The organism is Acidovorax sp. IB03 (genome assembly GCF_016406015.1).
GTDB classification, from domain to species: Bacteria; Pseudomonadota; Gammaproteobacteria; order Burkholderiales; family Burkholderiaceae_C; genus Acidovorax; species Acidovorax temperans.
In genome coordinates this window covers 117,432-142,010 of sequence record NZ_JAEFCH010000009.1, presented here as the reverse complement: position 1 = coordinate 142,010, position 24,579 = coordinate 117,432, and the positions used below count along the sequence as shown (strand labels likewise).

The window sequence follows — 24,579 nt, the reverse complement described above, 5'->3', positions numbered from 1 at the left end:
GCACTGTACAAACAACAAAGACCCCGAAGGGCCTTTGCTTAACTTACTGGCATTGCCACTATTGGGTGGTGTTTGCAGGCGCCAGTGAGCGCAGCAACTCCAGCGTGGGATAGCCATCGGCCACCAGTCCCTGGCTTTGCTGGTACTTGCGCAGCCCGGCGCGTGTGGCGGGGCCCAGAACACCGTCAGGGGTGCCCGTGTCAAAGCCCTTGGCGTTCAGCGCCGCTTGCAGTTGCCGCGTTTGCTCGCGCGACAGGGGTTGCAGGTCACGCGGCCATTCAGCCACCACGCCGGGGCCGCCGCTCAGGCGTTGCGACAACAGCGCCACGGCCAGGGCGTAGTTGGTGGAATTGTTGTAGCGCAGGATGGTGCGGAAGTTCTTACCCACCAAAAATGCAGGGCCCCGCGCACCGGCGGGCGCCAGGATGGAGGCAGAGGCCAGGTCGGGCAGGGCGTTGCCGTCCATGGACCGCACCCCTTCAGCCGCCCATTGTGCGGTGTTTTGCCGCACGCTCAACTCAGCCCTGGCGTGGTCAAAGCCCGGTGGTAGCTGCACTTCGGTCCCCCAGGTTTCACCGGGCACCCAGCCTTCTCGCACCAGAAAATGCGCGGTCGATGCCGCCACGTCGGGGATGCTGCCCCAGATGTCGCGGCGCCCGTCGCCATCAGCATCTACCGCATAGGCCTGGAACACCGTGGGAATGAACTGCGTGTGCCCCATGGCCCCGGCCCAGGAGCCGATCATCGCTTCTGCCGCAATGTCGCCCCGGTCAATGATGCGCAGCGCTGCCAGTAGTTGTGAGCGCGCCCAGTCGTGCCGTCGCCCCTCATAGGCCAGCGTGGCCAGGGCGTCCACGGTTTTGAAGGTGCCGAAGTTGCTTCCGTAGTTGCTCTCGATGCCCCAGATGGCGGTGACCACGCTGGCGGGCACACCGTAGCGCTCCGCAGCAGCCTGCAGCGGGGTGCTGTGCTGCTCCAGCTTGGCAAGGCCCTGGCTGACGCGCAGGGGTGACACGGCGCTGTCCAGATACGCCCAAGGGGTGCGTGTGAACTCGGGCTGTGAGCGGTCCAGCTCGATGACGAGGGGCTGCCATCGGGCCTGGGCCAGCACGTTGCGCACCGTGTCGGGGCGAATGCCTTCAGCCAGCGCCTGCGCAGCAAAGGCATTGCGCCATTGAACAAAACCTTCTTCATGCCCGTCTGCCGCTGCGGGGGCTGCTGGCACGGCGGCGGCTGGGGGCGGAACGGCAGGTGCCGCAGGCGCAGCAGGTGGCAGGGCCGCAGGTGTGCCTGCGCCAGGCGCCGTGGCGCAGCCGCCCAAAGCCAGGGCGCAGGCCAGTGCCAGTGCAGATGCCTTGGCCGTGAAGGGGACTGGAAAGCGGAGGCAGGGCAGGGGTGGTGTGGGGTGAAAGTAACGCATGCCCCATTGTCCAGCCTCGCCGGTGCGCCCCTGTGTCAGTTGGCATAAGAGCGGCTAACAAAACTCTTCTGGCGTCGTTGCTGTGTCTTGTCGTACCACTCGTACTGCCGACGACACAGCGCCTAGCCAGAACCGCTTCGCTGAGTTTTGTTAGCCGCTCTAAGCAAATTGCTATCTATTTGGTAGCTGCTAGCGCTTGCCCAATAAGCGCTGCGTGCCAAAATGACTGTAAACCCGGTTACAGTTGACGCTTTTCGCGGGCCCGCCACTGGCTTTGGGGGGCTTTCTCCATCGCGCTGGTTTCCAGGCGGAAGTTTTCCCACCGAGCACCATGGCCTCTCACACCTTTCTCTGGCACGACTACGAAACCTTTGGTGCCAACACGCGGCTGGATCGCCCGGCGCAGTTTGCCGCCATCCGCACCGATGCCGAGCTCAACGAGATCGGTGAGCCGCTGATGATCTACTGCCGGCCCGCCAACGACTACCTGCCCGACCCGCAGTCGTGCCTCATCACCGGCATCACCCCCCAGCTGTGCCTGGAAAAAGGCCTGCCCGAGCGCGAGTTTGCGAACCGCATCGAGGCCGAGTTTGCCCAGCCCGGCACCATTGGCGTGGGCTACAACACCATCCGGTTTGACGACGAGATCACGCGCTTCATGTTCTGGCGCAACCTCATCGACCCCTATGCGCGCGAGTGGCAGAACCAGTGCGGCCGGTGGGACTTGCTGGACGTGGTGCGCATGACGTATGCGCTGCGGCCAGACGGCATCCAGTGGCCGAAAAAGGAAGATGGCTCGCCCAGTTTCAAGCTGGAACACCTCTCCAAAGCCAACGGCCTGGTGCACGAGGCCGCGCACGATGCGCTGTCGGACGTGCGCGCCACCATTGCGCTGGCGCGGCTCATTCGCCAACACAACCCCAAGCTGTTTGACTTTGCCCTGGCGCTGCACAAGAAAGACCGCGTGGCGGCTGAGTTGCGCCTGCCCGCCACAGCGCTCACGGCGCGGCCTTTTCTGCATGTGTCGGGCATGTTCCCGGCAGAGCGGGGCTGCCTGGCGGTGATGTGGCCGCTGGCCAGCCACCCCACCAACAAGAACGAGCTGATTGCCTGGGACCTGGCGCACGACCCGCGCGAGCTGGCCACCTTGAATGTGGACGACATTCGCCTGCGCTTGTTCACCCGCGCGGCAGACCTGCCCGAGGGCGTGGCGCGCCTGCCCATCAAGACCATCCACCTCAACAAATCCCCCATGGTGGTGGGCAATGTGAACACCCTCACGCCCGCGCTGGCGCAGCGCTGGGGCATTGACCTGGCCCAGGCCGCAGCGCATGCCGAAGTGGCCCGCAGCCTGCCGGACATGAGCGGCCTCTGGCCCGCCGTGTTTGCCCGGCCGCAAGAGCCTGCGCCCGATGTGGACCAGGACCTGTACGGCGGCTTTGTGGGCAACAACGACCGGCACACCCTGAACGACTTGCGCACCATGGGTGGCGCCAGGCTGGCCACCGCCCGCACGGGGTTTGACGACCCGCGACTGAAGGAGCTGGTGTGGCGCTACCGGGCCCGCAACTTCCCGGAAACCCTCACGCCCGAAGAGCAGGAACGCTGGGAAGCCCACCGCGCTGCCTGTCTGTTTGACGGGCAGGGCGGGGCGCGCACGGTGGAGCAGTTGTTTGCGCAGATCGACGAGATCTCTGAAACCGCTGACGACGAGCGTACGCAGGACATTTTGGGCGCGCTGTACGATTACGCCGAACACATCGCGCCCGAGCGCTGATCCGGCGCACCGCCCCGGCCACCCCAGCGCGCTGAACGCCTTCTTCTCTTTTTCCAGTTTTCGCATTCGCCACCATGAGCACCAAGCCTGCCGTTGATTTCACGACCCAGATCGTCCACGCCGACCGCTGGGGCGGGGCCGAAAAGGGCGCCATCCACCAAGCCATCCACTCGTCCGTGCAGTACGGCTACAACCAGGTGGAAGACTTGATCGCTGTCTTCCAGGGCACGGCCAAGGGCGGCTACAACTATGCCCGCCAGGGCACGCCCACCACGGCGGCACTAGAGGCCAAGATCACCCAGATGGAAGGCGGCACCGGCTCCATCGTCTTTTCTACCGGCATGGCCGCGCTGTGCGCCATGTTCTTCACGCTGCTGAAGGCGGGCGACCACCTGGTGGCCAGCAAGTTCGTGTTTGGCAACACCAACAGCGTGTTTGGCACGCTGGCCGACCTGGGTGTGCAGGTGACCACGGTGGACGCCACTGGCGCAGCCCAGGTGCAAGCGGCCGTGCGCCCCCACACCCGCATGGTGTTCGTCGAAACCATTGCCAACCCCGGCACGCAAGTGCCCGATCTGGAAGGGATTGGCGCCCTGTGCCGCGACAAGGGGCTGCTGTACGTGGTGGACAACACCGTGGCATCGCCCTACCTGTTCCGCCCGGCCACGGTGGGCGCGGGGTTGGTGATGAATTCGCTGACCAAGAGCATTGGCGGCCACGGCGATGCGCTGGGCGGCGCTATCACCGATACCGGGCTGTTCGACTGGGCCGGTTACCCCAACATTTTCGAGGCCTACCGCAAGGGCGATCCCAAGGGGTGGGGCCTGCAGCAGGTGCGCAAGAAAGGCCTGCGCGACATGGGCGGCACCCTGGCTTCACACAGCGCCCACCAGATTGCCGTGGGGGCCGAAACCCTGGCCCTGCGCATGGAACGCACCAGCGCCACCGCGCTGGCGCTGGCGCAGTGGCTAGAGCAACACCCGGCCGTGGCCAAGGTGCACTACCCGCTGCTGCCATCGCACCCGCAATACGCGCGCGCCCGCAAGCATTTCAAGGCAGGCTCGTGGCTGCTGTCGTTTGAGCTGAAAGACCCGGGCGATTGTTTGCCCCTGTGCAACCGCCTGCGCCTGCCCATCAAGGCCACAGGCCTGGCCGATACCCGCACGCTGATCATCCCTGTGGCCCACACCATTTTCTGGGAAGCGGGCCCAGAGGTACGGGCGAACATGGGCATTGGCGACAGCATGATCCGCCTGTCGGTGGGCCTGGAAGACGCGCAGGACCTGCTGGCTGATTTTGCACAGGCGCTGGCGGGCTGAGGCAGCCTCGCCTTTCACGGCCATGAACGCGCCCTCGGCCCTGCCCCTGCACATTGGCAAATACCAGGTGCAAGCCGAGCTGGGCCGGGGCGCCAGCGGGGTGGTGTACCGGGCGGTAGATGCGTTCAAACGCCGCCAGGTGGCCATCAAGCAGCTGCACGCCCACCTGTTGCGCCAGCCCGAGCAGGCTGAACGCTACCGCAAGCTGCTGCGCAATGAAGTGATGCTCACCGCGCGGCTGCGGCACCCCAACATCGTGCGCCTGCTGGATGCGGATGAACACGCTGCGCAGCCATACCTGGTGCTCGAATACGTGGCCGGGCAGCCGCTGTCGGCGTTTGCCAGTGCAGACACCTTGCTGCCCCTGGCGCAGGTGCTGGACATTGCCTACAAATGCTGCAACGCGCTGGAACACGCGCAGCGCGAAGGGCTGGTGCACCGCGACATCAAGCCCGCCAACGTGCTGCTGTCCGAGCAAGGCGAAGTCAAGCTCACCGACTTTGGCGCGGCCCTGGCGGTGCGCAGTGATGCCACGCAATTGGCCGGGCTGGTGGGCTCGCCCTCGTACATGTCGCCCGAGCAGGTGCAGGAGCAGGACCTGGGCCACCACAGCGACATGTTCTCGCTGGCCGTGGTGGTGTATGAACTGCTCACCGGGCGCCGCCCCTTTGATGGCGACACCGACTTTGCCACCCTGTACCGCATCACGCACGAGGCGCCTACGCCGCCCCGGCTGCTGCGCACCGACTTGCCCGAGCACCTGGATGCCGTGCTGCTGCGGGCGCTGGCCAAGCGGCCGCAAGAGCGGTTTACCACCTGGGCAGACTTTGCCAGTGCCTTGCTGGCCGTGCAGCACGCGCTGCCCGCCACACGCCCGCAAGATTCCGAAGCCCAGCGCTTTGCCCTGCTGCGCGCATTGCCGTTTTTTGCCGACTTCCACGACGTAGCGCTGTGGGAGCTGATGCGCCTGGGCCGCTGGCGCTGGGCGCCCAAAGGCAAGGTGATCTTGCAGGAAGGGCTGGCTGGGGATTCGTTCTACGTGCTGGTGGAAGGCCAGGTCAGCATCACCCGCGAAGGCTGGCACCTGAGCACGTTGGGCCCGGGCGCCACGCTGGGCGAAATGACCTACCTGCAACCCGACAACCGGGTGCGCAGCGCCACGGCGGTGGCGCAGACGGATACCCTGGTCATCAAGGTGCCGAACCCCGCATTGCGCGAGGCGTCTGCCGACCTGCAGTCGCGGTTTGACAAGGCCTTCATCAAGGTGCTGGTGTCACGCCTGGCGGCCACCAGCAAGCAACTGGGGGCGGCGGATTTGGGGTCAGGTGCCGACTGAAGTGCTTGTATTGAGGGTGCTATGTTTTTAATAGCTGGTAGCGCTTGACTATATTGCGCTAGCGGCTATTTTTCCTTGAAATCCGATCACCCAAAGAACTGGTAGCACACCGCAATGGCGGCCACCACGCCCGCCAGTTCTGCCAGCAGGGCGCAGCCCACCGCGTGGCGCGCACGCTGTATGCCCACCGCGCCAAAGTACACTGCCAGCACGTAGAACGTAGTCTCGGTGCTGCCCTGGATGGTGGCGGCGGCCAGCGCCGCAAAGCTGTCCACGCCCTGCGTTTGCATGGTCTCGATCAGCATGGCCCGCGCCGCGCTGCCTGAAAAGGGCTTGACCAGCGCGGTGGGCAGGGCATCCACAAACCGCGTGTCCATGCCAATGGCTTCCACGCACCAGCGGATTCCCTCCAGCGCGTACCCCAGGGCTCCTGAGGTGCGCAGCACCCCCACGGCGCAGAGCATGGCCACCAGGTAGGGCAGCAGGCCCTTGGCCACGTCAAAACCTTCGCGGGCGCCCTCTACAAACGCTTCGTACACGGGCACCTTGCGCCACGCCCCCACCAGCACAAACATCACCACCAGGCTGAACAGGGTCAGGTTGCCCAGCAGCGATGACAACTGCGCCAGCGCGGCCGCGCTGAGCGTGGTGAGCAGCGCCATGAACCCGCCCAGCACCAGCGCCACCGGCAGCAGGTAGGCCAGCACCACCGGGTGCCACAGCGGCAGCCGTTGCACCACGGCCACGGCCAGCAGCCCGGCCAGGGTGGATGCCGAGGTGGCCAGCAAGATGGGCAAAAACACCAGCGTAGGGTCGGCCGCCCCTTGCTGCATGCGGTACATGAAGATGCTTACCGGCAGCAGCGTGAGTGACGATGCGTTGAGCACCAGGAACAGGATTTGCGCGTTGGTGGCGGTGTCGGGCTTGGGGTTCAGCTCTTGCAGCGCACGCATGGCCTTGAGGCCCATGGGTGTGGCCGCGTTGTCCAGCCCCAGGGCGTTGGCCGCAAAGTTCAACGTCATCAAGCCCAGGGCAGGGTGGCCACGGGGCACCTCGGGCATCAGGCGGGCAAACAGGGGCGCCAGCCAGCGCGCCAGCACATCCACAATGCCGGCCTTTTCTGCGATGCGCAAAAAGCCCAGCCACAGCGTGAGCGTGCCAAACAGCAGCACCATCACCTCCACCGAGAGCTTGGCCATGGCAAACAGCGACTCGACCATGGTCGCAAACACCTGGGCCTGGCCGCCCAAAAGCCATTGCGCCAGCGCTGAAATGGCAGCCGTGATGAAAAAGCCCAGCCAAAGGGTATTGAGCATGTGGAAGCCAGGTGCAGGGGGAGATCGGAAATGCCAGAGGTGGTGCAGGGTGCCCTACAGCCGTTGGCAGTTTAAGGCACCCAACAGCGCCCTGTGCCACGCCCGTGGCAACGTTGGGTGGACGATGGGCAACATTCCCACTTTGTTGACCAGCGTTAAAAATCATTTTGCTTTTATCACTTTTGCTCAATTTGTGATAAATTACAGTTGTTACTTCTAGCAAAGAACTCAGGCGTAATCTTCTAAGCGAGACCGCCTGGGCACCTTCCTGTCATTGCCTGGGGTGTGTTTTGCAAAAGGGTGTTGGGTTCGTCTGCGCAGCACTGCCGGTGCGTGCCTTGGTTCAAGTCGTTTTAAAGAAGGTTCTATGAAAAACTTGAAGATTTCCACTCGCCTGTCTGGCGCATTTGCACTGCTGGTGCTGATGCTGGTGGGGTTGGCTGTCGCGGCCATGGCGCAGCTGTCTAGCATGCGCGCCGCCACGGTTGAAATCACCGAGGACTGGTTGCCCAGTATCGGGGCGGTGAACGCTTTTAATACCGAGACTGTTGCGCTGCGATCGATTGTGCTGAGCCACATCATGAACACCGATGATGCGGCCAAGGCGAAGATCGATCAGCGGCTCATCGCAGGCCGGGAAAAGATGGTGCAGTTGCGCAAAAAGTATGAAGCACTGATCAGCAGCCCGGAAGAAAAAAAGTTGTACGACGAATTTGCCAGCAATTGGACCAAGAACATCGCGGTCAATAACACGGCGCTGGCCCATTCACGCAAAAACGAGAGCGACCAAGCGCGGGCCATTATGGAAGGTGAATCTGCCAAGCAGTACGCGATTATCGAAGGGATTTTGGACAAGCTCGTCAAGACGAACAGTGACGGCGCCGAGCAGGCCAGTAAGGCGTCTGAACGCACCTACAACGAGGCCCGCACCACCTTGGTGGTGGTGGCCGTTTTGGCCATTGCGGTGGCAATTGCCGCAGCCGTCTGGCTCATCCGCTCCATCACCGCGCCTCTGGCCCGTGCGGTGGAGGTGGCCGACCGCGTGGCGGGCGGCGACCTGACGGCCCACATCGATGTGGACTCGCGCGATGAAACCGGCCAGCTGCTCAGCGCCTTGCAACGCATGCAGCAAAGCCTGGTGCGCACGGTGAGCGTGGTGCGCCAAAACTCGGAAAGCGTGGCCTCGGCCTCGGCCCAGATTGCCTCGGGCAACAACGACCTGAGCGCACGCACAGAACAACAAGCCAGCGCTTTGGAAGAAACCGCCGCGTCGATGGAAGAACTCGGCTCCACCGTGCGGCAAAACGCAGACAACGCCCGCACCGCCAACCAGCTGGCCATGAACGCATCTACCGTCGCCGCCCAGGGCGGTGAAGTTGTGGCCGAAGTGGTGGAGACCATGAAAGGCATCAACGCCAGCAGCAACAAGATTGCCGACATCATCAGCGTCATCGACGGCATTGCGTTCCAGACCAACATCCTGGCGCTCAACGCCGCCGTGGAAGCCGCCCGTGCAGGCGAACAAGGGCGAGGCTTTGCGGTGGTAGCCAGCGAAGTACGCAGCTTGGCCGGGCGCAGCGCAGAAGCGGCCAAAGAAATCAAGAGCTTGATCATGGCCAGCGTAGAGCGGGTAGAGCAAGGCACCCTGCTGGTAGACAAAGCAGGAGCCACCATGACAGAAGTCGTCACCGCCATCCGGCGCGTGACCGACATCATGGGAGAGATCAGCGCGGCCAGCAGCGAACAAAGCGCAGGCGTGGGCCAGGTGGGAGAAGCCGTCACGCAGATGGACCAGGCCACGCAGCAGAATGCGGCTTTGGTCGAAGAGATGGCGGCGGCAGCGGCCAGCCTGAACACCCAGGCGGGCGAGTTGGTTCACGCCGTGGCCGTGTTCAAACTGGCGCAAGACTCAGCTTACAGCGCAGGAACACGGCTCGGTGCCACAGCGGGGCCTGCGGCCAGTGCTCCATCCAGCCGCCCCGTGCTGGGTGCCGCCAAAGCGGCCAGTGCACTGCGCCCGGCAGCCACGAAGGCCCCCAAGCCAGCCGCCAGCCTGGCTGCACCGGGTGGGAAGGCCCACGCGCCCACCCCCGCAGCAGCAGCCGCCGCATCGGGCAAGGGCGGTGCGGATGACGAGTGGGAAAGCTTTTGAGCCCACTGGCTGAACATTGCCAGTAGCGCTGGTGCCGCCCCAGCGCAAACCTGGCGGATCACTTCAAAAGCACGCTGCAACCCAGCGTGCTTTTTTCTGGGCCCATGGTTCTTGCTCGATTCAGGGACGGATCTGCAGTCACCTCCTTAAAGATAGTTTGGTCATTAAGTAAAAGCCATATATTCGTTTGGGTTTTAACGATGCCCTCCCAAAATCAGCCCTGACTTCCAACCACACAAACCCGAAGCCGCACTGAACCAGCCCGCCAAAAGGGTGGGGCGGGGCGGTCGGGGCAGGGACTGCCGTGACTTCCACCTCCATCATCATCGTGCCCGGCTGGCGGGATTCCGGGCTTGGGCATTGGCAAACGCTGTGGGCCGAACGGCTGCCGCAGGCCCGGCGGGTCGTGCAGGACGACTGGCACACGCCCACCCGCTCTGCCTGGGTGGCGCGGCTGGAAGAGACCGTGCTTGAACAACCAGGCCCCGTGGTCATCGTTGCCCACAGCCTGGGCTGCATCACCACCGCCCACATGAAGCCTGAAGCCGCAGCGCGAGTGCGTGGCGCCTTGCTGGTGGCGCCTGCCGACCCCGAGCGCCGCGCGGTGTTGAGCGACTTTGCCCCGGTGCCCTACGCCGCGCTGCCTTACCGCAGCATTCTGGTGGCCAGCAGCAATGACCCGTACTGCCCCATCCGCCTGGCCGGCGCCTATGCGCGCGCCTGGGGCAGCGAGTTTGTGCGCTTGCAGAACGCAGGGCACATCAATGTGGATTCAGGCCATGGCGAATGGCCGCTGGGTCGTGCGCTATTGCAATCGCTGACGGAGGTGGAGTTGCCCTTGCAACCGACGCCAGCAGAAGAGCTGGCTCAGGGTGCGATGACTTGATGGCGCTATTGAATTGATAGCTGCTTGCGCTTTTGTAACGGGCGCTAGGGCCACTTTTCCTTAAAAGCTTGTGACATTGCCAGGGATTGGACTTTTGCGAGGCCAGGGAGCCTGTTCATCTACATCCATGGCTTCATATTCCAAATCCTGATTAATTAACAAAAATATATTCTTTTGAGTTTTAAGCAATGCGTGGGGACAATGAACCATCTACAGCTTTTTGCGAGCGACGCGACATGACTACTTTGAAACTCAAGACCCTCCTGGCTTCTTTGGCTCTGGCTGCCAGCGGCCTGGCCAGTGCCCAGAACACGCTGTTGAACGTGTCTTACGACGTGGCCCGCGAGTTCTACAAGGACTACAACGCCGCCTTCGCTGCGCACTACAAGAAGACCACCGGCCAGGACGTGAAGATCGACCAGTCACACGCGGGCTCCAGCGCCCAGGCCCGTGCCGTGAACGACGGCCTGGCGGCAGATGTTGTCACCATGAACACCACCACCGACGTGCAGTTCCTGGCCGACAACGGCGTGGTAGCGAAGGATTGGACCAAGAAATTCCCGCACGACGCATCGCCCACCACCTCGACCATGCTGTTCCTGGTGCGCAACGGCAACCCCAAGGGCATCAAGGACTGGGAAGACCTCATCAAGCCTGGCGTGCAGGTGATCGTGGTGAACCCCAAGACCGGCGGTAACGGCCGCTACGCCTACCTGGCCGCCTGGGGCGCCATCCGCGAGAAGGGCGGCACCGAAGCGCAAGCCGCCGAATTCGTGAGCAAGCTCTACAAAAACGTGCCGGTGCTGGCCAAGGGCGGGCGTGATGCCACGGCCACCTTCCTGCAGCGCAACCAGGGCGATGTGCTCATCACCTTCGAATCCGAAGTGGTGTCCATCGACCGCGAGTTCGGCGCCGGCAAGGTCGATGCGATCTACCCATCGGTCAGCATCGTGGCCGAGAACCCTGTGGCAGTGGTCGAACGCACCGTGGCCAAAAAGGGCACGGCGCAGCTGGCCAAGGCTTACCTGGATTACCTGTACTCGGACGAAGCCCAGGAAATTGCCGCCAAGCACGCCATCCGCCCCCGTTCTGAAGCGGTGCTCAAGAAGTACGCCGCTACCTTCAAGCCGCTCAAGCAATTCACCGTGGCGAAGTACTTTGGCTCGCTGACTGAAGCGCAAAAAGTGCACTTCAACGATGGCGGTCAGTTTGACAAGCTCTACACCCCTGGCGCCAAGTAAGCCCATCTCGCTGCAAATTCACCTATGACCACCGCGACTGCTGTGGCCGCAGCCCCGGCCGGACGGCGTGCGCCCAAGCGCGTGCTGCCCGGCTTTGGGCTGTCGCTGGGCTACACCCTGTTTTACCTGAGCATCATCGTGCTGATCCCGCTGTCGGCCCTGATTTTCAAGACCTTCACCCTCACCTGGGAACAGTTCTGGGCCGCCATCAGCGCGCCGCGCGTGCTGGCGTCGTACCGGCTGACGTTTGGCGCATCGTTCATCGCAGCGCTGGTCAACCTGGTGTTCGGTCTGCTGATTGCCTGGGTGCTGGTGCGCTACAAGTTTCCGGGCAAGAAGATCGTGGACGCGCTGGTTGATTTGCCGTTTGCGCTGCCTACGGCTGTGGCCGGCATCTCGCTGACCGCCTTGCTGGCGGGCAACGGCTGGGTGGGCAGCATTCTGGAGCCCATGGGCATCCAGCTCGCGTTCAAGCCCGCAGGCATCGTGATTGCTCTGATCTTCATCGGGCTGCCGTTTGTGGTGCGCACCGTGCAACCGGTGCTGGAAGACGCCGAGAAGGAACTGGAGGAAGCCGCCACCTGCCTGGGCGCCACGCGGCTGCAGACTTTCACCAAGGTCATCCTGCCTTCCATCACGCCCGCGCTGCTCACCGGCTTTGCCATGGCGTTCGCGCGGGCCGTGGGTGAATACGGCTCGGTGATCTTCATCGCGGGCAACATGCCTATGGTGTCTGAGATCACGCCGCTCATCATCATCGGCAAGCTGGAGCAGTACGACTACGCAGGCGCCACCGCCGTGGCCGTGGTGATGCTGGTCATCTCCTTCATCCTGCTGCTCATCATCAACGCGCTGCAAGCCTGGCAGCGCCGCCACGCGGGGGCCCCAGCATGAGCGGCGCCAACTCTCGAACTGTTCGCCGCGCACAAGCGGGCACCACCGAGGCGCCCTGGGTGCGCTACACGCTGATCGCGCTGGCACTGGCTTTCATGCTGTTGTTCCTCGTGCTGCCGCTGGCCGCCGTGTTTGCCGAGGCGCTGCGCAAGGGCTTTGGCGCGTACCTGGAAGGCCTGCGCGAGCCCGATGCCTGGTCGGCCATCAAGCTCACACTGATCACCGCACTGATTGCTGTGCCGCTGAATCTGGTGTTTGGCGTGGCGGCGGCCTGGTGCATCGCCAAGTACGAGTTCAAGGGCAAGGCGTTTTTGACGACGCTGGTGGACCTGCCGTTTTCGGTGTCGCCCGTGGTGGCGGGTTTGATCTATGTGCTGATGTTTGGCGCGCAGGGCTGGTTTGGCCCGTGGCTGCAGGCGCACGACATCAAGATCATCTTTGCCGTGCCGGGCATTGTGCTGGCTACTGTGTTTGTCACGTTCCCGTTCATCGCCCGCGAATTGATCCCGCTGATGCAGGCGCAGGGCAATGATGAGGAACAGGCCGCCATCGTGCTGGGCGCTACCGGCTGGCAAACTTTCTGGTACGTAACCCTGCCCAATATCAAGTGGGGCCTGCTGTACGGCGTCATCTTGTGCAACGCACGGGCCATGGGTGAGTTTGGCGCGGTGTCGGTGGTGTCGGGCCACATCCGGGGCCAGACCAACACCATCCCACTGCACGTCGAGATTCTCTACAACGAATACCAGTCGGTGGCCGCGTTTGCCGCTGCCTCGCTGTTGGCCCTGTTGGCCCTGGTCACGCTGGTCATCAAGACGATTGCCGAACACCGCAACGAGCAGGCCCTGAAGGCCGCCGCTGAATTGCCGCCCGAGCGCCCCGCGCCCGCTGGCGTGTGAAGGAAACAGAACATGAGCATTGAAATCCGTAACGTCAGCAAGCAGTTTGGCGACTTTCAGGCCCTGCGCGATGTGAGTCTCGACATTGCCTCGGGTGAACTCATCGCATTGCTTGGTCCCTCGGGCTGCGGCAAGACCACATTGCTTCGCATCATCGCGGGCCTGGAGACGGCCGATGTGGGCACCATCCACTTCAGCGGCGAAGACACCACCGACGTGCATGTGCGCGAGCGCAACGTGGGTTTTGTGTTCCAGCACTATGCGCTGTTCCGCCACATGACGGTGTTCGAGAACGTGGCCTTTGGCCTGCGCGTCAAGCCCCGCAGCGAGCGCCCGAGCGAGGCGCAGATCAAGAAAAAGGTGATGGACCTGCTCAAGCTGGTGCAGCTCGACTGGCTGGCCGAGCGCTATCCCTCGCAGCTCTCTGGCGGCCAGCGCCAGCGCATTGCCCTGGCCCGCGCCCTGGCGGTGGAGCCCAAGGTGCTGCTGCTCGACGAGCCCTTCGGCGCGCTCGACGCCAAGGTGCGCAAGGAACTGCGCCGCTGGCTGCGCCGCCTGCACGACGAACTGCATGTGACCAGCATCTTCGTGACCCACGACCAGGAGGAAGCACTGGAAGTGGCCGACCGCGTGGTGGTGATCAACCAGGGCAAGATCGAGCAAAGCGGCTCGCCCCAGCAGGTGTGGGAGCATCCCGCCAGCCCGTTTGTGTATGGCTTTTTGGGTGATGTGAACCTGTTCCATGGGCGCGCCCATGAGGGCCTGGTGCACCTGGAAGGCATGCAGATAGTTTCGCCCGAACACCAGGCCGCGCAGAACGCCAAGGCCTTTGCCTACGTGCGCCCGCACGACCTGGATGTGGAGCGTTATGCACCTGGCGCCGGGCTGGACGCCGAAGGCCGCCCCCGTGGCATCGTGGCACAGCTGAGCCGCGCCATCGTGGTGGGGCCCATCGCGCGGCTGGAACTTATTCCGTCCCAAGACCACAAACCAGCGGACAATGCGTCCCCAGACTCCTTGATCGAAGCGCAGATCCCTGCGCAGCAGTTCAAGGAGCAGGGCTTCAAAGAGGGCGAAACGCTGGTGGTGACACCGCGCCGCGCCCGTGTTTTTCTGGACCACGCTGCTGGAATCTGACTCCCCCTGAGCCGCTTCGCGTCTTCCCCCAAGGGGGACGACGGCCTTTGCTGCGGGGCGGCCCTTGCTGGCCGTCCGCGCGCTGGGGCTGTGACGGTTTCAGAGAGCAATGCTCTAGCGGCGACTGTTGGATGAGAGATAAGAATGATGGTGTTGAACTGGATCGATCAGGCCCCGCGGCGCGTGCTGGCACTGATCAGCGTGGCCTGTGTCGCAATGCTGGCGTTTGGCATGTATTTGCAGCATGTGGTGGGCCTGGAGCCTTGCCCGATGTGCATCGTGCAGCGGTATGCTCTCATTTTGGTAGCTGTCTTCGCTGGTCTGGCAAGCGCTAGAGGCTCAAAAGGCTGGTGGATGAGTTTTGCGGCGCTGGCACTGCTCGCGGCTGGCTTCGGTGCGTTTGTGGCCGCCCGCCAGAGCTGGCTGCAGTGGTACCCGCCTGAGGTAGCCACCTGCGGCCGTGACTTCTACGGCATGATCGAAAACTACCCCATCGGCCGCGCCATTCCCATGATTTTCCGTGGCTCGGGTGACTGCACGGCCATTGACTGGACTTTCCTGGGCGGCTCGATTGCCAACTGGTCTTTCCTCTGCTTTGTGGGTTTTGGGCTGGTGTTGCTGGCGCTGTTGGTCCGTGCGGGCCGCAGCAAAAACGATGGGCGCGCAGCCCTGGCCTGAGCTTGATCAAATCCTCCAAGGCGCCCATTGCGGCGCCTTTTTTATGGGCGCGGCTTGGGGCTTTGTCGACTTCAGGCGGGCGGAAAAGTAATCCCCACTTCGCCATCCACCCAGGCAGGGTACTTCTCCATCACGCTGGCAAGCAAGCTGCTGGCTTGCCACTGCGCCAGCCAGGCCTGCAGACGCGGCCAGGGCTGGGCCTGCCACCAGGCAGGGTCCACCCCCGCAAACTGCCGCACAAACGGGGCAATGGCCATGTCTGCCAGAGCGCAGTGTTCTCCAAACAGAAAAGGATGCTCGTTCAGGCGGGCTTCCAGCGCGCCCAGCCAGCGGGCGGCTTGTGCCCGTTCATACGCCGGGTTGCATTCTGGATAGCGCGTGGGGTACTTGGTGCGGTCCAGGGCCTGCTTGAACGGGCCATCGCACTCGGCGATCAGTGCTTGCATCTCTGCCTGCGTGCCCTGGCTGGGGTGCAGCCAGCTTTGTGGGTCGTGCTGGCCCAGCGCCCACAGCATGATGTCCAGGCTCTGCTCCAGCACTTGACCACTCGGCAGCACCAGCACAGGCACCGTGCCTTTGGGCGATGCCTGCAGCAAGCCCTGGGGCTTGGCCTTGAGCACCACCTCGCGCAGCTCGCACCTTTGGCCGCTTACCGCCAGGGCCAGCCGCGCACGCATGGCGTAGGGGCAGCGGCGGAATGAATAGAGCACGGGCAGGGCGCTCATGCAGAAGTGTCCTCGTCGGTATGCGGGGGTGGGGGCGTGGCCTGCTGTGGTTTGGCACCAATGTGCGCTTGGCCGCGCTTTGCAGCCAGTTGCACCTGCCGTTCGCGTTCTGCCAGGGCCCGTTCCTGCTCGGGTGTGCGGGTGCCGTGGCAGTAGGGGCAGCTCACGCCCGGTACATAGTGGGGCGATTGCAGCTCGGCCTCGCCCAGCGGCATGCGGCAGGAGCGGCACAGCTGGTGGTGGCCACGCACCAGGCCGTGGCCTACGGACACCCGCTCGTCAAACACAAAGCAGTCACCATGCCAGCGGCTGGACTCCTCGGGCACTGTTTCCAGGTACTTGAGAATGCCGCCTTCCAGGTGGTACACCTCCTCAAAGCCTTGTGATTTGAGAAAGGCCGTGGATTTTTCGCAGCGAATGCCGCCCGTGCAAAACATCGCCACCTTGGGGTTGCCAGCCAGCACACCACCGGGCTGCGATTGTTCTGCCACCCACGCCGGAAATTCAGAAAAGCTGCGGGTGTGCGGGTTGATGGCGCGGTCAAACGTTCCGATGCCCACTTCGTAATCGTTGCGTGTATCGATCACCACTACGCCGGGGTCGTCGATCAGTGCGTTCCAATCCTCGGGCTTCACATAGGTGCCGGCATTGCGTGCAGGGTTCAGTCCCGGCACGCCCAGCGTGACGATTTCCTTCTTGAGCCGCACGCGCATGCGGTAGAACGGCATGGCATCGGTCGCGGCCTCTTTGTGCTGCAAGGCTGCAAAGCGAGGGTCTTTGCGTAGCCAGGCCAGTACGGCTTGCACACCCTCTGCCGGGCCTGCAATAGTGCCGTTGATGCCCTCATGGGCCAGCAGCAGCATGCCGCGCACGCCGTGGGATTCGCACAGTGCCTGCAGCGGCGCACGCAGTTCGGCAAAGTCGGGCAGGTCCACAAACTGGTAGAGGGCGGCGGTGAGGTAGCGGGGGGCGGCAGGGTCCACAGAAAAAATGCAGGCAGGCAAGAAGGTCGCCATGATAGCGGTCACCTTTCGTTACGATGCGGGGATCACCAACGCTGTATCCGAGGCGGGCGCATGAGCAAGGAATCCACTCTCAATCTGTTCCGGCGGCCGGAACAGCTCAATGGCATCGGCGCAGCCCTGTCGCGTGAGCGTGACATTGAGCGCTTGCTGGAAAATATTCTGGAAGCGGCCAAAACCATCACCGGTGCCGATGGCGGCACGCTGTACAGCGTGACCGAGGACCAGTCGGCGCTGAAGTTCGAGATTCTGCGCACGGATTCACTTGGCATTCGCCTGGGCGGCACCACGGGCAAAGCGGTGGATCTGCCGCTGCTGCCCTTGCGCACGCCCGATGGCGCGCCCAATGATTCGCTGATAGCCGCCCATGCGGCCATTCACGACCGCACGGTGAACATTGCCGATGCCTACTGCGCCAAGGGCTTCGACTTTTCTGGCACCCGGGCCTTTGATGAGCGAACGGGTTACCGCTCGCAGTCCTTCCTGACGGTACCGATGAAGAACCATGACCGGGAGCTGATCGGCGTGCTGCAGCTCATCAACGCGCGCGACCCGGAGACGGGCGCCATCATTCCCTTCTCGCAAGCCGACCAGAGCCTGGCCGAATCGCTGGCATGCCAGGCAGCCATTGCGCTCACCAACCGCTTGCTCGTCTCCCAACTGGAGCGGTTGTTTGAATCTTTCGTCAACCTCATCAACCTCATCAACCTGGCCATTGATGAAAAGTCGCCCTACACCGGCGGGCATTGCCAGCGCGTGCCTGCCCTCACGATGATGCTGGCTGAAGCAGCGCATGCGACGCAGGAGGGGCCGCTCGCAGGTTTTCACATGACCGAGCGCGACCGGTACGAGCTCAAGATGGCGGGTTTGCTGCACGACTGCGGCAAGATCACCACCCCCGTGCATGTGGTGGACAAGGCTACCAAGCTGCAAACGCTGTATGACCGCATTGGCCTGGTAGAAACGCGTGTTGAGGTGCTCAAGCGCGACGCTGAACTCGCGGCCCTGCGGCGACAGCTGGCCCTGCGGCCGGTGGCCGATGCTGCTGCCGAGGCCAGCATCCAGCAGGCGCTGCAGCAAGAGCTGACGGCGCTGGACGAAGACCGCGATTTTTTGCGTGCCGTGAACCAGGGGGGTGGAGGCGATGAGCCCGGCCGACCAGCAGCGGGTGCGTGACATGGGGGCGCAACGCCAATGGCGCAATCCGCAGGGCGTACAAACCAGTTTTCTGACGGCGGACGAGGTGGAGAACCTCACCATCCGGTCGGGCACGTTGACCCAGGCCGAGCGCGACATCATCAACCACCACATCGTGGCCACCAACCGGATGCTGGAGACGCTGCCCTGGCCGCGCCACCTCAAGAACGTGCCCGAATACGCGGGCGGGCACCACGAGCGCATGGACGGGCGCGGATACCCCAAAGGGCTCACGCGCGAGCAGATGTCCCTGCAGGCCCGCATGATCGGCGTGGCCGATGTGTTTGAAGCCCTCACGGCCGCTGACCGGCCCTACAAAAGCGGGATGAGCATCTCGCAAGCGCTGGACATCATGGTCAAGATGCGCAACGGCGGCCACATCGACCCGGATTTGTTCGACGTGTTTGTGAGCCAGGGCGTGCCTCAACGCTATGCGCAAAAGTTCCTGGACCCAGCCCAGATCGACCTTTGAGCGTACTGCCGAAGGTGGCTACCGTCAGTGGATCTGCTCCAGAAGCCACTGCCCAAATGCTTGCATGGCGGCGGTGGGCGTGCGCGACTGCAGGTGGGTCAGCCAGTAGGCGCCACGGTGCAATTCCAGGGCAAAGGGCTGCACCAGCCGGCCCTGTTGCAGCTCACGCGTGAACAAGGCCACTGGCAACAGGGCCACCCCTGCGCCCTGCGCTGCAGCCTCGGCCAGGGTGAGGGAGGAGTCAAACACCGCGCCCCGCAGCACCGGGCAGGGCAGGCCCGCTGCCGCAAACCATGCCGTCCACTCATCGGTACGGTAGCTGCGCAGCAAGGGCAGCCTGGCCAGGTCACTCGGCTGCTGCAGCCCCTGGGCCAAGGCGGGGGTGCACATGGGCGAGAGTGGTGCCTGAAAAATCTGCTGGGCGTGGGTGCCGTGCCAGGCTCCGTCGCCAAAGCGTATGGCATAGTCCAGCCCTTCTCCTGCCATGTCCACCCGGTTGTTGTTGGTGAGCAGGCGCAGGTCCACAAACGGGTGGGTCTGCTGAAAGTGTCGCAGCCGAGGCAGCAGCCAGCCCACGGCGAACGTGCCCACCACGCCCACGGTCAGCACTTCGCGCGGCCGTTTTTCGCGAATCTGTTCCAGTGCCGTCTCCATGCGTGCGAAGGCATTGCTCAACGTGGGCAGCAGCGCCAGCCCCTCGTCTGTCAATGCCAGGCCCCGGGGTAATCGCCGAAAAAGCGGCTTGCCCAGATGATCTTCCAGCTTGCGAATGTGCTGGCTCACCGCGGTTTGGGTGACGTGCAGCTCCAGCGCTGCGCGGGTGAGGTTCAGGTGCCGTGCGGAGGCTTCAAACGCTCGCAGGGCATTGAGAGGCAAGTGCATGATGATGTATTAGTTTTTCTTGGGTCTGCTCTCAATGATTGCCATTGGCGCAACGCGCAGCGGCGCTTTATCGTCGCGATCTTTCAAAAGGATGGAGTTTCAGAATGCAAAGGCGAGAGTTTTCCTTGGGGTTGGCCGCGCTGGGGCTTTCCCCGTTGGCGGGTTGCGCAGTTCGGGCCGCACCTGGCGCAGGCATCTCCAAAACTTGGAACAGCGCCATGGAAGGGATTGAGCACAACGCGCAGGGCCGCCTGGGTGTGTCCATGCTGGATACCGAAACCGGCCTGGCTTTGGGCTGGCGTCAGGACGAACGTTTTGCAATGTGCAGCACCTTCAAGCTGCTGCTGGCGGGGTGGATGCTGTCGCTGGTGGACCAGGGCCTCGAAAAGCTTGATGCGCGTGTGCACTACGCGCCTGCCGATGTGGTCGACTACTCGCCCGTCAGCGGGCCGCGCGCAGGCACAGGCGGGGGCTTGACGGTGGGTGAACTGTGCTCTGCCACGGTGAGCCTGAGCGACAACACTGCAGCCAACGTCTTGCTGGAACGCCACGGCGGCCCGGCTGCGCTCACCCGCTACCTGCGTATGCTGGGCGACCCCATCACGCGCCTGGACCGCAATGAGCCCACTCTGAACGAAGCCGCCATTGGCGATGTGCGCGACACCACCACCCCGCTGGCCATGCTCCAGACCATGCAAAAGCTGGTGTTGGGCGAATCACTGTCTGCCTCGTCCCGCGCGTGGCTGCAGCGTTGGCTCATTGAAACCAGCACCGGCGACAAGCGCTTGCGCGCGGGGGCCCCGGGCTGGAAGGTGGGGGACAAGACAGGCACTGCCGGCAGCAGTGGTACTGCCAACGATGTGGCCGTGCTTTGGCCGCCAGGCGCCAGCGGTCACCGCGGGGCAGTGCTGGTGACCTGCTATCTCACCCGATCTGCGGTAGCGCCAGAGCAGCGAGATGCCGCGATTGCTGCTGTAGGCCGCGCGGTGGTGAGGGCAAGCTTGGCATCGCGCGGAACCTGATCGCTGGCGTTCAGGCGGCCTGCAGCCGCCTGGAGCGCTTAGCAGGCCGTTGAAAAAGTGGGCATCGAACGCATCAGGGACGCTGTTTTCGAAGAAACGAGTGGCCCAGACGCGTCTGCGCAGCGATTGCACCGGCCAATCTGGCCTGTTTGCAGGCCATCTCGCCCATTTCGGGCGCACGTATCCCCGGGCTCACGCATGATGCGCGTCCCACCAGCCGCCGATGCTGCCCATGCGCACCAGGTTGTAGGTGGCAAAGCACAGCAGCGCCTGACCCGTGAGCTTGGCCTGACCGATGAGCTTGGTCTTGGCCAGACCACCCACGGTCTTGATCCAGCCAAAGGCCTCCTCAATGCGCTTGCGCACCTTCTGACTGGTCTTGTAGCCCTCGTGTCGGGTGATCCGGGCATCCACCGCCGAGTGCCTGTCCTTGGCCGCCACGTGCGGCGTGACCTTGAGCTTGCGACAGCCCTCGATGAAGGCCTTACTGTCATAGCCCTTGTCGGCCCCGACCGTAGCCCGCTTGTTCTTGTTGCCCCGACGCTCCAACATGGCCAGCGCCGCCTCGCGCTCGGCCGTGCCGCTGGCATGGGTGATCTCGACATCCACGATCAGCCCGTTGCGGTTCTCCATGAGGATGTGCCCCATGTGGCACAGGCGAGATTTGTCGCCCCGGCTCTTCTTGAACAGGCGGGCATCGGCGTCCGTGGTGCTGGCGTGGGTGTCGTTGCAGCGCTGCTGTCCTTTGAAGTCCACCTCGGGATTGCGCCCCTCAGTCGGGGTTTGGTCGTCGTCCCGGCGCTTGAAACTTTTGTGCGAGGCCCAGGCCTCGATCAGCGTGCCGTCCACACTGAAGTGTTCGTCGCTGCTCAAGCTTGCCCAATCGGCGGTGTGCTTGACCCGCTCGAAAAAGGCGCGGGCCAGGTCTTCATTGAAGAGCCGCTCGCGGTTGGCGCTGAAGGTAGAGTGGTCCCAGACCTTGTCATCGATGTTCAATCCCACGAACCAGCGGTACAGCAGGTTGTACTCGATGGCCTCGACCAACTGGCGCTCGCTGCGGATGGAAAACAGGATCTGCAGCAGCAGGGCCTTGAGCAGCATCTCCGGCGGCACCGAGGGGCGGCCCCGGCGGGCGTACACCGCGTCGAACTCGCGGTTCATCGTCGCCAGCAGCGCATCGACCACGGCGCGCAGTTTGCGCAGCGGGTGTGTCGCCGGTACCCGCTCTTCAAGGCTGATGTAGCTGAACATCGCCCCCTGGAAGTCTTGGTTGCCTCTCATCGTCCTCGTCTGGGTTGTTCGCCGATGGCTTCAGATCGTACTGGCCGACGCCAGCGTCGGCGGGGGATTTTTCAACGGCCTGTTAGAACAGCTCTACGTCGTCGTTGGCCACTTTGGTTGCCAATGCGCCGGTGGCGACCAAGTCTTCGTAGAAGCGCACCTGGTTGCGACCATGTTCCTTGGCGTAATAAAGCGCCTGGTCTGCCTGGCCCAGAATTTCCACCGGCGACCCGCGCGAGGTGCCGACAAAACCCAGGCTCACCGTGACGTTGCCCACCTGCGGGAAGTGGTATTCCTGCACCGCTTCGCGGAAGCGGTTGAACACCTTGTGGGCTTTGGAAAGCGTGGTGTTGCGCAGCAGCACCACGAACTCTTCACCACCAAAACGGAAGATGCGGTCGTGCGAGCGGAAAGAGCTGCGCAGAATGTTGGCGACCAGAATCAGCACTTCGTCGCCATACAGGTGCCCGAAGCGGTCATTGACTTGCTTGAAGTGGTCAATGTCCACCACCGCCAGCCAGTTCTGTACGGGCTCACTGGTGGGGCTGACTTCTTCTGAAATCATCGACTCCGCGCTCTGGGGCTTGCTGCTGCTCAGGCCGGGCAGGGCGTTGCGGGCAAATTGCTCGTCGAAGGTCTTGCGGTTGAACAGCCCGGTCAGCGCATCGCGCTCGGAATAGTCCAGCAGGCTCTGGTAGTTCTGGTAGACGAGGAACACGCCTTTGACCACATCCAGCTTATGGGCCGAGAAGGGGCGCGACTGCGTGATCTCCAGGCAGGTGCTGACTTTTTCGTGCATCCACACCGGCAGCCACAGCGTGTGTCGACCAGGGCGCGGGTGCGCCAGGGCGCTGTCGCCCTGCGTGGTCACGCACTGCATCAGTTCGGGGTAATGCTCCAGCGGCTCCTTGCGCGGGTCTGCGGCGGCCTCGGAGTCGGTAGACACCAGCTGGCCGTCCTGCACCCAGGTGCGTGGGCGGATATGGGGCTGGCCGTCGTCAGTGAACAGCTCCAGCGCCCGCACTTCCTTGATACCGCTGAGCTTTTGCAGGGTCGAGAGCACCGACACTTCCAGCCGCAAGTGGTCGCGGTGGCCAGTCATCTCGACCAGGTGTTGCAATATGGGCTTCATAGGCGGGGAAGTGCGTGCGGCTCAGGCAGAGGTCAACGGCGCTTGAAAACGATGTCCCACACCCCGTGGCCCAACCGCAAACCGCGGTTTTCGAACTTGGTGAGAGGGCGATAGTCCGGCTGGGGCGCGTAGCCTTCAGCCGTATTGGCCAGCAAGGGCTCCTGGCCCAGCACTTCAAGCATCTGCTCTGCATAGGGCTGCCAGTCGGTGGCGCAGTGCAGATACCCGCCGGGCTTGAGGCGTGCCGCCAGCTTGGCGACCAGCGGGCTCTGGATCAGGCGGCGCTTGTTGTGCTTTTTCTTGTGCCAGGGGTCTGGAAAGAAAATGTGGATGCCGTCCAGGCTGCCTGGGGCCAGCATGTGGTCAATGACTTCCACGGCATCGTGCTGGAGGATGCGAATGTTGGTGATGTCTTGTTCGCCAATGCGCTTGAGCAGGGCACCCACGCCTGGCTCATGCACTTCGCAGCACAAGAAGTTGTCAGCGGGCCGCACACGGGCGATGTGCGCCGTGGCCTCACCCATGCCAAAGCCAATTTCCAGAATCAACGGAGCATTGCGGCCAAAGGCGGCAGTGGCGTCGAAGGGCTCTGCCCGGTAATTGAGCAAAAAGCGGGGGCCCAGGTCTTCAAAGGCCTTGGCCTGCCCTGTGGTGGTGCGGCCGGCGCGCCGCACATAGCTCTTGATGGTTTTGGGAAATGCCACGCCAGCGGGTGCAGCGCCAGCGGCTTGTGGCGCAGCGGAAGGCTCTGCGCTGGTGGAAATATTGTTCTGTTCGGTCACGGTGCGTCATTGTAGATTCGTGACCAAGCCTGAACCCAGTGCGCAAGCGCATCGGACACCGAAATGTGGTGTGAATCTGCCACTGCGGGTAAACCCAGAGCCTGTGCCGCCTGGTTCAACGCCATGAGCGGGTTGGACAGGTCCACCGCAGCAGCGCCGTTTTGTTTGGAGAGCTTCTCGCCATTCACATCCAGCACCAGGGGGGTGTGCAGGTAGACAGGCGTGGGAAGCCCCAGTGCTTTTTGCAGCAGGATCTGGCGCGGGGTGTTGTCGGCCAGGTCTTCGCCGCGCACGATGTGGGTGACCGATTGCTCGGCGTCATCCACCACCACGGCCAGCTGGTACGCCCACAGGCCGTCTGCACGCTTGAGAACGAAGTCGCCCACGGCGCTGACCACGTCTTGCACTTGCCGGCCCAGTCGCCGATCCTTCCATGGCAGGAAGTTTGCTTCTGAATTGATAGCTGCTGGCGCTTGTGGCGTAAGCGCTGGAGCCACTTTTTGGTAAAAGTCGGTCGTATTGAAACGCCAGGCGCGCGGGCTTCGGCCATGCAGGCCCTGACGGCAAGTGCCTGGGTAAGGCAGGGCGGCGTGGCGCTCCTTGGCGTGGCCCAGCGCGAGTTGGGCAGCTTCGATCTCCTTGCGCGAGCATGCGCAGGGGTAGGCCAGGCGTTGTGCGATCAGCGAGTCCAGCGCCTGCTGGTACAGCGCGCCGCGCTGAGACTGCCACACGACGGGCCCATCGGGGTGCAGACCGCACTGGGCCAGCTGGCTCAGGATGGTCTGGTCCGCCCCAGGAATGCAGCGCGGCGTGTCCACATCTTCGATGCGCACCAGCCAGGTGCCGTTGGCAGCTCGGGCATCCAGCCAGCTGGCCAGCGCCGCGACCAGCGAGCCTGCGTGCAGCGGCCCCGTGGGTGAGGGCGCAAAGCGCCCGATGTAGGGGCGTGGTGCGTGGGGCACATCGCGGCTGCAGGCGGAGGGCGCAAGGGCTCCCATCACGCTCCCCC

20 protein-coding genes and 1 pseudogene are annotated in these 24,579 nt (G+C 63.6%); 12 read left to right on the top strand and 9 right to left on the bottom strand.

Features of this window, described 5'->3' with window-relative positions:
* Nucleotides 1-58 precede the first annotated feature (58 nt).
* A complete protein-coding gene (locus IHV84_RS07800; protein ID WP_198846431.1) occupies nucleotides 59-1,420 on the bottom strand; it encodes a lytic murein transglycosylase in 1,362 nt (453 codons plus the stop codon).
* A 331-nt stretch (nucleotides 1,421-1,751) separates the two neighbouring features.
* Here IHV84_RS07800 and sbcB point away from each other — a divergent pair, with 331 nt between their 5' ends.
* The 3 genes from sbcB (at nucleotide 1,752) to IHV84_RS07785 (ending at nucleotide 5,852) form a co-directional block, all read left to right on the top strand.
* On the top strand, nucleotides 1,752-3,197 hold the full coding sequence (gene sbcB, locus IHV84_RS07795; RefSeq protein WP_198846430.1) for an exodeoxyribonuclease I: 1,446 nt from the start codon (nucleotides 1,752-1,754) through the stop codon (nucleotides 3,195-3,197).
* Between the two features lie 74 nt (nucleotides 3,198-3,271).
* Nucleotides 3,272-4,516 (top strand): cystathionine gamma-synthase family protein, encoded by a 1,245-nt coding sequence (locus tag IHV84_RS07790; RefSeq protein WP_198846429.1) that lies wholly within the window; start codon nucleotides 3,272-3,274, stop codon nucleotides 4,514-4,516.
* Nucleotides 4,517-4,538: 22 nt separating this feature from the next.
* Complete coding sequence (locus IHV84_RS07785) at nucleotides 4,539-5,852, top strand: protein kinase (RefSeq protein ID WP_198846428.1); 1,314 nt, start codon at nucleotides 4,539-4,541, stop codon at nucleotides 5,850-5,852.
* Nucleotides 5,853-5,938: 86 nt separating this feature from the next.
* On the opposite strand, the gene IHV84_RS07780 is transcribed toward IHV84_RS07785, so the two are convergent.
* Nucleotides 5,939-7,168 carry a nucleoside recognition domain-containing protein gene (locus IHV84_RS07780; protein ID WP_142084354.1) on the bottom strand — a complete coding sequence of 410 codons (1,230 nt, stop codon included), beginning with the start codon at nucleotides 7,166-7,168 and terminating at the stop codon, nucleotides 5,939-5,941.
* Between the two features lie 367 nt (nucleotides 7,169-7,535).
* On the opposite strand from IHV84_RS07780, the gene IHV84_RS07775 reads away from it, so the two are divergent.
* The 7 genes from IHV84_RS07775 to IHV84_RS07745 all read left to right on the top strand — a co-directional run bounded on the left by IHV84_RS07775 (nucleotide 7,536) and on the right by IHV84_RS07745 (nucleotide 15,055).
* Entirely contained in the window at nucleotides 7,536-9,320 is a 1,785-nt protein-coding gene (locus IHV84_RS07775) for a methyl-accepting chemotaxis protein (RefSeq protein ID WP_198846427.1), read from the top strand.
* Nucleotides 9,321-9,624: 304 nt separating this feature from the next.
* On the top strand, nucleotides 9,625-10,206 hold the full coding sequence (locus IHV84_RS07770) for an alpha/beta hydrolase (protein WP_198846426.1): 582 nt from the start codon (nucleotides 9,625-9,627) through the stop codon (nucleotides 10,204-10,206).
* Between the two features lie 236 nt (nucleotides 10,207-10,442).
* Nucleotides 10,443-11,447 (top strand): sulfate ABC transporter substrate-binding protein, encoded by a 1,005-nt coding sequence (locus IHV84_RS07765; protein ID WP_198846425.1) that lies wholly within the window; start codon nucleotides 10,443-10,445, stop codon nucleotides 11,445-11,447.
* A 24-nt stretch (nucleotides 11,448-11,471) separates the two neighbouring features.
* A complete protein-coding gene (gene cysT / locus IHV84_RS07760) occupies nucleotides 11,472-12,341 on the top strand; it encodes a sulfate ABC transporter permease subunit CysT (RefSeq protein ID WP_198846424.1) in 870 nt (289 codons plus the stop codon).
* Nucleotides 12,338-13,240, top strand: a complete 903-nt coding sequence (cysW, locus tag IHV84_RS07755; RefSeq protein ID WP_198846423.1) for a sulfate ABC transporter permease subunit CysW — start codon at nucleotides 12,338-12,340, stop codon at nucleotides 13,238-13,240. Before cysT ends, cysW begins: the two co-directional genes overlap by 4 nt.
* Nucleotides 13,241-13,252: 12 nt before the next feature.
* Nucleotides 13,253-14,377, top strand: coding sequence for a sulfate/molybdate ABC transporter ATP-binding protein (locus tag IHV84_RS07750; RefSeq protein WP_198846422.1), 1,125 nt, complete (start codon nucleotides 13,253-13,255; stop codon nucleotides 14,375-14,377).
* A 147-nt stretch (nucleotides 14,378-14,524) separates the two neighbouring features.
* A complete protein-coding gene (locus tag IHV84_RS07745) occupies nucleotides 14,525-15,055 on the top strand; it encodes a disulfide bond formation protein B (RefSeq protein ID WP_198846439.1) in 531 nt (176 codons plus the stop codon).
* A gap of 71 nt (nucleotides 15,056-15,126) precedes the next feature.
* On the opposite strand, the gene IHV84_RS07740 is transcribed toward IHV84_RS07745, so the two are convergent.
* Nucleotides 15,127-15,780 carry a glutathione S-transferase gene (locus IHV84_RS07740; RefSeq protein ID WP_198846421.1) on the bottom strand — a complete coding sequence of 218 codons (654 nt, stop codon included), beginning with the start codon at nucleotides 15,778-15,780 and terminating at the stop codon, nucleotides 15,127-15,129.
* A complete protein-coding gene (locus IHV84_RS07735; protein WP_198846420.1) occupies nucleotides 15,777-16,796 on the bottom strand; it encodes a rhodanese-related sulfurtransferase in 1,020 nt (339 codons plus the stop codon). Before IHV84_RS07735 ends, IHV84_RS07740 begins: the two co-directional genes overlap by 4 nt.
* 60 nt (nucleotides 16,797-16,856) lie before the next feature.
* Between IHV84_RS07735 and IHV84_RS07730 the strand changes: the two are divergent.
* Nucleotides 16,857-18,471: pseudogene (locus IHV84_RS07730) on the top strand (GAF and HD-GYP domain-containing protein).
* Nucleotides 18,472-18,495: 24 nt separating this feature from the next.
* Here the strand turns inward: IHV84_RS07730 and IHV84_RS07725 are convergent.
* Entirely contained in the window at nucleotides 18,496-19,353 is an 858-nt protein-coding gene (locus tag IHV84_RS07725; RefSeq protein WP_198846419.1) for a LysR family transcriptional regulator, read from the bottom strand.
* Between the two features lie 104 nt (nucleotides 19,354-19,457).
* On the opposite strand from IHV84_RS07725, the gene bla reads away from it, so the two are divergent.
* Nucleotides 19,458-20,375, top strand: a complete 918-nt coding sequence (gene bla, locus IHV84_RS07720; protein ID WP_198846418.1) for a class A beta-lactamase — start codon at nucleotides 19,458-19,460, stop codon at nucleotides 20,373-20,375.
* A 192-nt stretch (nucleotides 20,376-20,567) separates the two neighbouring features.
* On the opposite strand, the gene IHV84_RS07715 is transcribed toward bla, so the two are convergent.
* The 4 genes from IHV84_RS07715 to gluQRS form a co-directional block, all read right to left on the bottom strand.
* Nucleotides 20,568-21,656: an IS5 family transposase gene (locus IHV84_RS07715; RefSeq protein WP_198846417.1), complete on the bottom strand. Its 1,089-nt coding sequence runs from the start codon at nucleotides 21,654-21,656 to the stop codon at nucleotides 20,568-20,570.
* 82 nt (nucleotides 21,657-21,738) lie between these two features.
* On the bottom strand, nucleotides 21,739-22,788 hold the full coding sequence (locus IHV84_RS07710; RefSeq protein ID WP_198846416.1) for a GGDEF domain-containing protein: 1,050 nt from the start codon (nucleotides 22,786-22,788) through the stop codon (nucleotides 21,739-21,741).
* A gap of 32 nt (nucleotides 22,789-22,820) precedes the next feature.
* Entirely contained in the window at nucleotides 22,821-23,552 is a 732-nt protein-coding gene (gene trmB / locus IHV84_RS07705) for a tRNA (guanosine(46)-N7)-methyltransferase TrmB (RefSeq protein ID WP_370541224.1), read from the bottom strand.
* 14 nt (nucleotides 23,553-23,566) lie between these two features.
* On the bottom strand, nucleotides 23,567-24,568 hold the full coding sequence (gluQRS, locus tag IHV84_RS07700) for a tRNA glutamyl-Q(34) synthetase GluQRS (RefSeq protein ID WP_198846438.1): 1,002 nt from the start codon (nucleotides 24,566-24,568) through the stop codon (nucleotides 23,567-23,569).
* Between the last annotated feature and the right edge of the window lie 11 nt (nucleotides 24,569-24,579).

Bases quoted from the DNA above. Each gene is read 5' to 3' on its own strand.
- IHV84_RS07800 (WP_198846431.1), bottom strand. From the start codon at position 1,420: ATGCGTTACTTTCACCCCACACCACCCCTGCCCTGCCTCCGCTTTCCA.
- sbcB (WP_198846430.1), top strand. From the start codon at position 1,752: ATGGCCTCTCACACCTTTCTCTGGCACGACTACGAAACCTTTGGTGCC.
- IHV84_RS07790 (WP_198846429.1), top strand. From the start codon at position 3,272: ATGAGCACCAAGCCTGCCGTTGATTTCACGACCCAGATCGTCCACGCC.
- IHV84_RS07785 (WP_198846428.1), top strand. From the start codon at position 4,539: ATGAACGCGCCCTCGGCCCTGCCCCTGCACATTGGCAAATACCAGGTG.
- IHV84_RS07780 (WP_142084354.1), bottom strand. From the start codon at position 7,168: ATGCTCAATACCCTTTGGCTGGGCTTTTTCATCACGGCTGCCATTTCA.
- IHV84_RS07775 (WP_198846427.1), top strand. From the start codon at position 7,536: ATGAAAAACTTGAAGATTTCCACTCGCCTGTCTGGCGCATTTGCACTG.
- IHV84_RS07765 (WP_198846425.1), top strand. From the start codon at position 10,443: ATGACTACTTTGAAACTCAAGACCCTCCTGGCTTCTTTGGCTCTGGCT.
- cysT (WP_198846424.1), top strand. From the start codon at position 11,472: ATGACCACCGCGACTGCTGTGGCCGCAGCCCCGGCCGGACGGCGTGCG.
- cysW (WP_198846423.1), top strand. From the start codon at position 12,338: ATGAGCGGCGCCAACTCTCGAACTGTTCGCCGCGCACAAGCGGGCACC.
- IHV84_RS07750 (WP_198846422.1), top strand. From the start codon at position 13,253: ATGAGCATTGAAATCCGTAACGTCAGCAAGCAGTTTGGCGACTTTCAG.
- IHV84_RS07745 (WP_198846439.1), top strand. From the start codon at position 14,525: ATGGTGTTGAACTGGATCGATCAGGCCCCGCGGCGCGTGCTGGCACTG.
- IHV84_RS07740 (WP_198846421.1), bottom strand. From the start codon at position 15,780: ATGAGCGCCCTGCCCGTGCTCTATTCATTCCGCCGCTGCCCCTACGCC.
- IHV84_RS07735 (WP_198846420.1), bottom strand. From the start codon at position 16,796: ATGGCGACCTTCTTGCCTGCCTGCATTTTTTCTGTGGACCCTGCCGCC.
- IHV84_RS07725 (WP_198846419.1), bottom strand. From the start codon at position 19,353: ATGCACTTGCCTCTCAATGCCCTGCGAGCGTTTGAAGCCTCCGCACGG.
- bla (WP_198846418.1), top strand. From the start codon at position 19,458: ATGCAAAGGCGAGAGTTTTCCTTGGGGTTGGCCGCGCTGGGGCTTTCC.
- IHV84_RS07715 (WP_198846417.1), bottom strand. From the start codon at position 21,656: ATGAGAGGCAACCAAGACTTCCAGGGGGCGATGTTCAGCTACATCAGC.
- IHV84_RS07710 (WP_198846416.1), bottom strand. From the start codon at position 22,788: ATGAAGCCCATATTGCAACACCTGGTCGAGATGACTGGCCACCGCGAC.
- gluQRS (WP_198846438.1), bottom strand. From the start codon at position 24,568: ATGGGAGCCCTTGCGCCCTCCGCCTGCAGCCGCGATGTGCCCCACGCA.